At 70.2% G+C, this 7,631-nt stretch carries 9 protein-coding genes; 6 read left to right on the top strand and 3 right to left on the bottom strand.

The window, feature by feature from the left end; genetic code table 11:
* Together ACTHL9_RS19310 and ACTHL9_RS19305 are read left to right on the top strand one after the other, a co-directional pair.
* The coding region (locus ACTHL9_RS19310; RefSeq protein ID WP_440520916.1) for a MerR family transcriptional regulator at positions 1 to 369 on the top strand (369 nt) is incomplete at its 5' end.
* Between the two features lie 125 nt (positions 370 to 494).
* Positions 495 to 1,091, top strand: coding sequence for a DMP19 family protein (locus ACTHL9_RS19305; RefSeq protein ID WP_440520915.1), 597 nt, complete (start codon positions 495 to 497; stop codon positions 1,089 to 1,091).
* A 66-nt stretch (positions 1,092 to 1,157) separates the two neighbouring features.
* On the opposite strand, the gene ACTHL9_RS19300 is transcribed toward ACTHL9_RS19305, so the two are convergent.
* Positions 1,158 to 1,328 carry a hypothetical protein gene (locus ACTHL9_RS19300; RefSeq protein ID WP_440520914.1) on the bottom strand — a complete coding sequence of 57 codons (171 nt, stop codon included), beginning with the start codon at positions 1,326 to 1,328 and terminating at the stop codon, positions 1,158 to 1,160.
* Between the two features lie 63 nt (positions 1,329 to 1,391).
* Positions 1,392 to 1,979, bottom strand: a complete 588-nt coding sequence (locus ACTHL9_RS19295) for a COG4315 family predicted lipoprotein (protein ID WP_440520913.1) — start codon at positions 1,977 to 1,979, stop codon at positions 1,392 to 1,394.
* Positions 1,980 to 2,149: 170 nt separating this feature from the next.
* On the opposite strand from ACTHL9_RS19295, the gene ACTHL9_RS19290 reads away from it, so the two are divergent.
* Genes ACTHL9_RS19290 through ACTHL9_RS19280 form a run of 3 tightly spaced genes read left to right on the top strand, consistent with a single transcriptional unit; the run spans position 2,150 to position 6,238 of the window.
* Complete coding sequence (locus tag ACTHL9_RS19290; protein WP_440520912.1) at positions 2,150 to 2,656, top strand: sigma-70 family RNA polymerase sigma factor; 507 nt, start codon at positions 2,150 to 2,152, stop codon at positions 2,654 to 2,656.
* An 8-nt stretch (positions 2,657 to 2,664) separates the two neighbouring features.
* On the top strand, positions 2,665 to 3,351 hold the full coding sequence (locus ACTHL9_RS19285) for an anti-sigma factor family protein (protein ID WP_440520911.1): 687 nt from the start codon (positions 2,665 to 2,667) through the stop codon (positions 3,349 to 3,351).
* A gap of 49 nt (positions 3,352 to 3,400) precedes the next feature.
* A complete protein-coding gene (locus ACTHL9_RS19280; protein ID WP_440520910.1) occupies positions 3,401 to 6,238 on the top strand; it encodes an FAD-binding and (Fe-S)-binding domain-containing protein in 2,838 nt (945 codons plus the stop codon).
* Here the strand turns inward: ACTHL9_RS19280 and ACTHL9_RS19275 are convergent.
* Positions 6,235 to 7,188 carry a DMT family transporter gene (locus tag ACTHL9_RS19275; protein ID WP_440520909.1) on the bottom strand — a complete coding sequence of 318 codons (954 nt, stop codon included), beginning with the start codon at positions 7,186 to 7,188 and terminating at the stop codon, positions 6,235 to 6,237. The two genes, ACTHL9_RS19280 and ACTHL9_RS19275, sit on opposite strands and share 4 nt — an antisense overlap.
* Positions 7,189 to 7,257: 69 nt before the next feature.
* Here ACTHL9_RS19275 and ACTHL9_RS19270 point away from each other — a divergent pair.
* Positions 7,258 to 7,631: LysR family transcriptional regulator (locus ACTHL9_RS19270; RefSeq protein WP_440520908.1), on the top strand; the 374-nt coding region annotated here is incomplete at its 3' end.

The raw sequence follows: 7,631 nt of genomic DNA, 5'->3' as shown, positions 1-7,631 counted from the left end.
CAGACCCTCCGCCAGTACGACCGTCTGGGGCTCGTCTCGCCCTCCAGACAGTCCGGGCGGCAGCGGCGATACTCCCAGCACGACGTGGAACTCCTCCGCGAGGTCCAGCGCCTCTCGAAGGACGGCGTCTCCCTCGAGGGCATCCGCCGCATCCTCGAGCTCGAAAACCAGGTTGCGGCCCTGCGCTCCCGGGTCGCCGAGCTTGAGCGGGAGGTCGACGACGCGCGGCGCCTGGGCGGTGACGCGCGGCGCATCTTCGCCGCCGGGATGGCGGGCGACGTGGTGACACTGACCCGCGGGCAGCGGCCCGAACAGCGCTCCGGTGCCCTCGTGGTCTGGCGGCCGCGGCCGCAGCACGGCCCGTTCTAGGCGGCCCCTTCCAGCTGCTGGCTGCGCCCAAGGTTCGCTCAACGTTCATCTGGGGCTCGGCGTTCGGTGAGGGCCGCCGTCGTACGGTCGTAAGCGTGTCCGATCGTCGCAGCCAGGAGGCCCCCATGCCCACGAACGAGCTCCCTGTTGTCCTGCCCGCCGAAGCCCTCGACGGCCCCGACGCCGAGCTGGTGGATGCGAACATCGACGTGGTCAACGCGATGTACACCGAGCTCCTTGGCGAGGACGAGATCGCGGCCAACGCGCTGCGCAGCTATTACGTCGACTTCTTCCTCACCGAGGTGCTCGACGGGGGATTCGCCCAGTACGTGGTGAGCGCTGGCGAGCGGGGCGATCTGGACCGCCTGGTCCGGGAGGGCCTGCGCGAGATGGGCGCACCCGAGCACCTCGCGCTCTTCGACGCGATGGTCGCCGCCTTCGACGGGCTGGACGACGACGACGCCGCCGCCTACCTCGAGGGCGACGGCGGCTCCGACGCGGTCGAGGCCCTCGAGGCGCTGGACGACCGGGTCGAGGAGGTCCTCGAGGACGAGGACCTCGTCTCGCTCAACGGTGCTTGGCTCCGCCGGCAGGAACACCTGCTCGCCCTCGATGAGGACGGGATCGACGACGAGATCGCCCGCCGTGTCGCACTTGTGACCGACCTCGACGAACGCCGCGCAGAGGCTCAGGCGCTCGAGGACGAGTTCAGCGAGATCTGACGCCCGCCGGTCTGGAAAGCACCGGTCTGAAGCGCCCCGGTCTGAAACGCAGCGGGCGGCTGATCGTCAGGCCGCGGAGAACTGGGGGCACGCCTCGTTGGAGCACCCCCGGTCCCGCGGAATCCAGCGCTCTCCGTCCTGCTGCCAGACGATGTGGCGGTGCTGGCCGCAGAGCTCGCAGCTCGGCGCGACGTAGCTGTGCTTCTCTTCTTCCGTGTAGCTCCGGAAGTCCGACATGGCTCCTCCTCGCTTCGGGGACAACCAATCTACTCCGGAGTCACAAAGGTCACCAGTGTCGCGTCAGTAGCCTGACGTTCCCGAGCTGCCCGACGAGCTCGGTGAGCTCGAGCTGCTCGAGGTGGACGCCGCGAGCGACGCTTGGATCATCGATCCGTCGGAGCCGACCACGTACCAGACGCCTGCAACGCCCTGGCCGTTGACCTGCCCCGGTGCGGTGTCCTTGGAGTAGTAGTAGATGGGCATGCCGTTGATCGTGATCTGCTGCTTTCCGTCCGCGGTCGTGATGCTGCCGATCTTGCCGGTCACACCCTGGAGCATGGGCGCGGTATCGCTCGTCACGGCGGGCCATAGCGTGGCGCATCCGCCCGTGCAGGCGCTCTTGGTCGTGCCGGCGTTGTCCCGCGTGTAGAAGTAGACGGTCTTGCCATCGCCGTCGACAACGATCGTCTGCCCCGAGACCGTCGAGGTCTTGAGCGTCTCGGGACCTCCCGAGGACGACGAAGACGAGGACGACGAGGAGGATGACGACGACGGCGCCGCCGCCGGCGTGCTCGAGGTACTGCTGCCGCTGCTGCCACCACAGCCTGCGAGGGCGAGGGTGGAGGCCGCCGAGAGAGCGGCGAAGAGGAGAGCTGCTCGCTTGTTCATGATGACGCCTTCCCTGGTGAGACGGCGGTCGGCCGCCGCTGACCATGGAGACGACGGCAAACCCCAAACGGTTCATGCCGAGGCAGAATGATCGTGAGTGAACCGTTTCCGCCCTCGCATCGTCTATGCAGTGACACCCACGTGTGGGCCAACGGCACCCGGGAGGCACCATGCCCATGGACGAGGAAGCGGTAGCGGCGATCTACCGCGACCACGGCGCGGCGCTGAAACGCTTCGCCCGCCGGGCCATGCCCAGCGATGACCAGGCCGAGGACATCGTCCAAGAGGCCATCATCCGCGTGTGGCGTCAGGCGCCCGAGACGACGGCAGGCCTGCGCGCGTACCTGTATCGGACGGTCCGCAACCTCATCGTGGACCAGCACAGGCAGCGGGCCCGCCGTCCCCACACGGTTCCCGGGCCCGGCGTCGACGGCTTCGACACGGCGGTCGACGCGGAGCGGATCAACGAACTTCTGGACCGCGTCGTGATGGAGGAGGCCCTCATGCGACTCACGCGGGAGCACCGCGAGGCGCTTGTCGCCGTGCACTATCGACGCCTCAGCGTCACCGAGGCGGCAGCCGCCCTCGGCGTCCCCGCCGGAACCGTGAAGTCGCGCTGCTTCTACGCCCTCAAGGCGCTCCGCGCGGCCCTCGACGAACTGGGGGTCGAGCGATGAACCGCCCAATGAGCCACCGGGAACTCCGGATTTCCCTCGGTGCCTACCTGCTCGGCGCGCTCGACGAGGACGAGACCAAGGCGGTCGAGGCCCACGTCTCCACGTGTGCCGAGTGCCGGGCCGAGATCGAGCAACTCGAAATGCTCCCAGCGCTCCTCGACTCGGTCCCTGGCGAGCGCGCCGAGGCGCTTGCCGCCGAAACGGCCGTCGCCCAGGAGGACCAGGCTCCTCCGGCGCTCCTCGCGAAGGTGCGGGCCCGCCGTCGTTCGCTGCGTTGGCGGTGGGGCGGCGCTCTGGCCGGGGCCGCTGCGGCCTCGCTCGCGGGCGGAATCGCGCTCGGTCCCCTCGTCGCGACCGCACCCACGGCGCAGCCCACGCCGACGACGACGGCGACCCCGGCCGCGAGCTATCAGCTCGCCTCGGCGGACGGGGCCCAGGTGGACCTCGCCCTCGTGAAGAAGGGCTGGGGTACGGAGCTCGACCTCACGTGCCGCGGCATGCCCAGCACCGGCGTGTTCAGCGTGTGGGTCGTGACGGACGGCGGCTGGCAGGAGCAGGCCGCGAGCTGGACCTCGACCGGCTATTCCGGCAGGGCCGTCCTCACCGGGGCGACCTCGTACCAGCTCGCGTCGATCCGGTCGATCCAGATCCGCGATGACACCCAGCGGACGCTCGCGAGCGTGAATGTGAGCTAGATCCCCCAAGACCCTGCACAGAAGTGCCGGGGTGGGGTAGCACTGGAGCATGACGTCGATTGCCGTTCGCCCCGGACAGAAGTCAGTCTCCGCGCTCGTCGACGAGCTGAAGTCGCACCTCGAGGGCGACGTCGACGATTCCTCGCTCGCCCGCGCGCTCTACTCGAGCGACGCCTCGAACTACCGCGTGGTGCCGGAGGTCGTGGTCCTCCCGCGCTCGCGCGAGGACGTCGTGGCGACCGTCGACGCCGCGCGGCGGCACGGCATCCCCGTGACCGCGAGGGGTGGGGGCACCTCGATGGCGGGGAATTCGATCGGGCCCGGCGTCGTCCTCGATTTCTCCCGATACCTCAACCGGATCCTGTCGGTGGACCCTGAGACCAAGACGGCGGTCGTCGAGCCTGGCGTCGTGTTCGCGTCCCTCCAGAAGGCGTGCGAGCCGTTCGGGCTCCGCTTCGGCCCCGACCCGGCGAGTGGCTCACGCTGCACGCTGGGCGGAATGATCGGCAACAACGCGTGCGGCTCGCACGCGATGGCCTACGGGCGCACGGCAGACAACGTCGTTTCGCTCACGTTCCTGCTCCCGTCGGGGGAGATCCTCGAGGCCTCCTCGGGGGCGCAGGCGGTCGACGCCGTGCCCGGACTGGCCGACCTCGTCGCCGAGAATCTGGGCGTGATCCGCACGGAGTTCGGCCGCTTCAGCCGCCAGGTCTCCGGCTATTCCCTCGAGCACCTTCTGCCCGAGAACGGGCGGAATCTCGCCGCGGCACTCGTGGGGACGGAGGGCACCTGCGGGATCCTGCTCGAGGCCACGCTGCGGCTTGTCGGCAAGGCGGTGGCCCCTGCGCTCGCCGTGCTCGGCTACCCGGACATGGGCTCTGCGGCCGACGACGTCCCCAATCTCCTGCCGTTCCACCCGCTTGCTCTCGAAGGACTCGACACCCGCCTCATCGAGGCCGTGCGCCAGCAGGGCAAGACGCAGGTTCCCGACGTTCCCGAGGGCGGCTGCCTCCTCATCGCGGAGGTCCCCGGCGCCAGCCCCGAGGAGGCGGCGGCGACCGCCCAGAGGCTTGCCGAGGCCTCCGCAGCCCGGGACACCAAGGTCATCCCCGCAGGAGACGAGGCAGAGCGACTGTGGCGGATCCGCGAGGACGCCTCCGGGCTCGCCGGCCGAACCGCAGCGGGCGCGCAGGCCTGGCCCGGGTGGGAGGACTCGGCCGTGCCTCCCGAGCAGCTCGGCGACTATCTGAGGAGACTGGACGCGCTCATGGACGAGGAGGGCGTGACGGGCACGGCCTACGGGCATTTCGGCGATGGCTGCGTGCACCTCCGCATCGACTTCCCGCTCGAGCGGGACGGCGTGGTCATGCGGCGGTTCCTCGATCGGGCGGCGGCGCTCGCGGCCGAGCTCGGCGGCTCCCTGTCCGGCGAGCACGGGGACGGGAGGGCCCGGTCCGAACTGCTCGGGGCGATGTACAGTCTTCAGGCGTTGCACGCCATGCGGGCGTTCAAGGGGCTCTTCGACCCCGAGGAAGCCTTCAACCCCGGAGTGCTCGTGCGGCCGGATCCTGTGGACGCCCACCTCAGGCGCCCCAGGGCTACGGCGGCGCGCGCTACCGACGGCTTCGCCTTCGCGGACGACGACGGCTCCATCACCAACGCCGTCCACCGTTGCGTGGGAGTGGGGAAGTGCCGCGCGGATCTCCGGGGCCAAGGGGGCTTCATGTGCCCCTCGTTCGTGGCGACGCACGAGGAGAAGGACTCGACGCGAGGCCGGGCCCGGGCGCTCCAGGAGATGCTCAACGGGGGAGTGGTCCAGCTGGGCTGGCGCTCGCCGGCAGTGCACGAGGCCCTCGACCTGTGCCTGAGCTGCAAGGCCTGCGCCAACGACTGCCCCACCGGGATCGACATGGCGACCTACAAGTCGGAGACCCTCTACCGCACGTACCTGGGAAGGGTGCGCCCTCGCAGCCATTACACGCTCGGTCGGTTGCCCCAGTGGCTCCGCCTCGCGGCACCGTTTGCGGCACTTGCCAACGCCGTCGGCCGAGTGGCCCCGCTCCGGAAGGCCGCCCTCACGCTCATGGGCGCGGACACGCGGCGCTCACTCCCGCACCTGCCCAAGGCGCCGTACCGCTGGGACGTAAGCTCCCGCCGTCGTCATCCCGCGCCGCCGGACGCGCCCCACGTGCTCCTGTGGGTCGATACTTTCTCAGATGCTCTCGATCCCGAGATCCCGCGCGCGGCCGTCGAGGTCCTCGCCGCGGCGGGGTGCGACGTGGAGATCTCCACGGGCGCGTGCTGCGGGCTCACGTACATCTCGACCGGCCAGCTGCCCGCCGCGAAGGCTCGGCTGCGGGGCACGCTCGACGCCCTCCTGCCGCACGTGGAGGCGGGCAGGACGGTAATCGGACTCGAGCCCAGCTGCACGGCGACGCTGCGGTCCGACCTCGTCGAGCTCCTGCCCGAGGACCCCCGTGCGGCCAAGCTCGCCGCGTCCGTCAAGACCGTCGCGGAGTTCCTGACCTCGATCGACTGGACCCCGCCGCACCTCGACGAGAGGCTCCTGGTCCAGCCGCACTGCCATCATCATTCGATCATGGGGTACGGGGCGGATCAGGCGCTGCTCAAGGCCGCAGGCTGCGACGTGGAGATCTCGGCGGGCTGCTGCGGCCTGGCCGGGAACTTCGGGATGGAGAAGGGCCACTACGAGGTTTCGACGATGATCGCCCAAGGCGGCATCCTCGCGAAGGCCGGAGCCGCCCCGGATCGCGGCCTTCTGGCCGACGGCTTCTCGTGCCGGACCCAGGTTCGGGACCTCGCGGGGCTTGAGGGCCGTCACCTCGTCCAACTCCTCGCCGACGCCCTCCGCAGAGAACGCCGCTAGGTGGCGCTGGGTTCCGCGATCATGACACTGACCGCGGGACCCTGAGCCGTGGCCTGAGGCCTCGCGCGGTGGGCGAGCACAACACCGGCGATCACCACGAGCCCGCCCACCGGCTGGTTCCAGCTCAGGGTTTCGCCGAGCACGGCAGCGCCCAGGGCGACTCCGACGAGCGGCGTCAGATAGGTGACCGTCGAGGCCGCTACCGGTCCCCAGCTCGTCACGATCGCGGTGTTCCAGATGTACGCGATCCCGGTCCCGAAGACGCCGAGGAGCGCGAGCGCGCCGAGGGAGACCACGGTGAAGGACGGCTGATCGGCTTGCTGTCCCGCAGCGAGGAGCGGGGAGGCGACGACGGCGACCCCTGCCGCCGTCGCCAGCTGCACCGTGGAGACGGTGAGGCTGTCGTAGCGGTGCTGCCCCACGACGAACCGTCTCAGATACGCGAACCCCAACCCGTAGCAGGCGGTCGCGGCGAGGCAGGCGAGCTGGCCGGGGATCGACGTGAAGCCGCCGAGCCCCCACGGCGCCACCACGATGACGACTCCCGCCGCGCCGAGCGCGATGCCCAGCCCCTGCCGTGCGCCCATCCGTTCCGACGGCACGACGGCGGCCGTCGCCACGGCGGTCATGAGCGGCGTCGACGCGTTGAGAATCGCCGAGAGGCCTGAGGGGAGGGATTCGCCGGCCCACGCGAAGAGGCTGAAGGGCACCAGGCAGAGGAGGAGGCCGACGACGGTCATGTGCCCCCAGAAGCGGGCTTCGCGGGGCCACTGGCGGTCGGCGATGACCATGAGGGTCCGGAGGGTGAGGGCTCCCAGAACGATGCGACCGACCGCAACTTGGCCGGGGGTCAGGCCGAGGAGGGCCTCCTTGATGAGCAGGAAGCTGGATCCCCAGATGAGGGCGAGAGCGACGTAAGCGGTCGTGAGGCCGAGGCGTCTTGTCGTCATGCGGATACTGTCGCGCTCAGTTTTGGATGAATCAAATACATTCAGTGCAGCTGGGCATAGCATGAATGCATGGCTCCGACCGTTCCGCAGCTGCGCACCTTGCTTGCCGTCGTCGAGAGCGGCTCCTTCACCGCCGCCGCCCAATCGCTCGGCGTGAGCCAGTCGTCCGTATCGCGCACGCTCCGCGCCCTCGAGGAGGATCTCGGCGGCGTGCTCCTGGATCGCGAGCGCGCCAACGCCCCCACGGCCCTCGCAAGCGAAGTCCTCCCGCACGCCCGGGCCGCCGTCGCCGCGCTCGACGCTCTCGACGGCAGCATGCGTGCCCGGTCGGGGGTGGTAGAGGGCCGCGTGCGTCTGGGTGCCGTCCCGACCGTGTGCCAGGGCCTGGTCCCCGGGCTCCTCGGCGTGTGGTCGGCACGCCTGCCCAAGGTCGAGGTGAGCCT

It is taken from the genome of Sinomonas sp., from assembly GCF_051955515.1.
Classification (GTDB): domain Bacteria; phylum Actinomycetota; class Actinomycetes; order Actinomycetales; family Micrococcaceae; genus Sinomonas.
The sequence above is the reverse complement of the archived record's forward strand: the minus strand, read 5'-3'. Positions and strand labels throughout refer to the sequence as shown.

Coding starts and splice junctions, on each gene's coding strand:
- ACTHL9_RS19295 (WP_440520913.1), bottom strand. CDS start 1,979: ATGAACAAGCGAGCAGCTCTCCTCTTCGCCGCTCTCTCGGCGGCCTCC.
- ACTHL9_RS19285 (WP_440520911.1), top strand. CDS start 2,665: ATGAGCCACCGGGAACTCCGGATTTCCCTCGGTGCCTACCTGCTCGGC.
- ACTHL9_RS19305 (WP_440520915.1), top strand. CDS start 495: ATGCCCACGAACGAGCTCCCTGTTGTCCTGCCCGCCGAAGCCCTCGAC.
- ACTHL9_RS19275 (WP_440520909.1), bottom strand. CDS start 7,188: ATGACGACAAGACGCCTCGGCCTCACGACCGCTTACGTCGCTCTCGCC.
- ACTHL9_RS19280 (WP_440520910.1), top strand. CDS start 3,401: ATGACGTCGATTGCCGTTCGCCCCGGACAGAAGTCAGTCTCCGCGCTC.
- ACTHL9_RS19290 (WP_440520912.1), top strand. CDS start 2,150: ATGCCCATGGACGAGGAAGCGGTAGCGGCGATCTACCGCGACCACGGC.
- ACTHL9_RS19300 (WP_440520914.1), bottom strand. CDS start 1,328: ATGTCGGACTTCCGGAGCTACACGGAAGAAGAGAAGCACAGCTACGTC.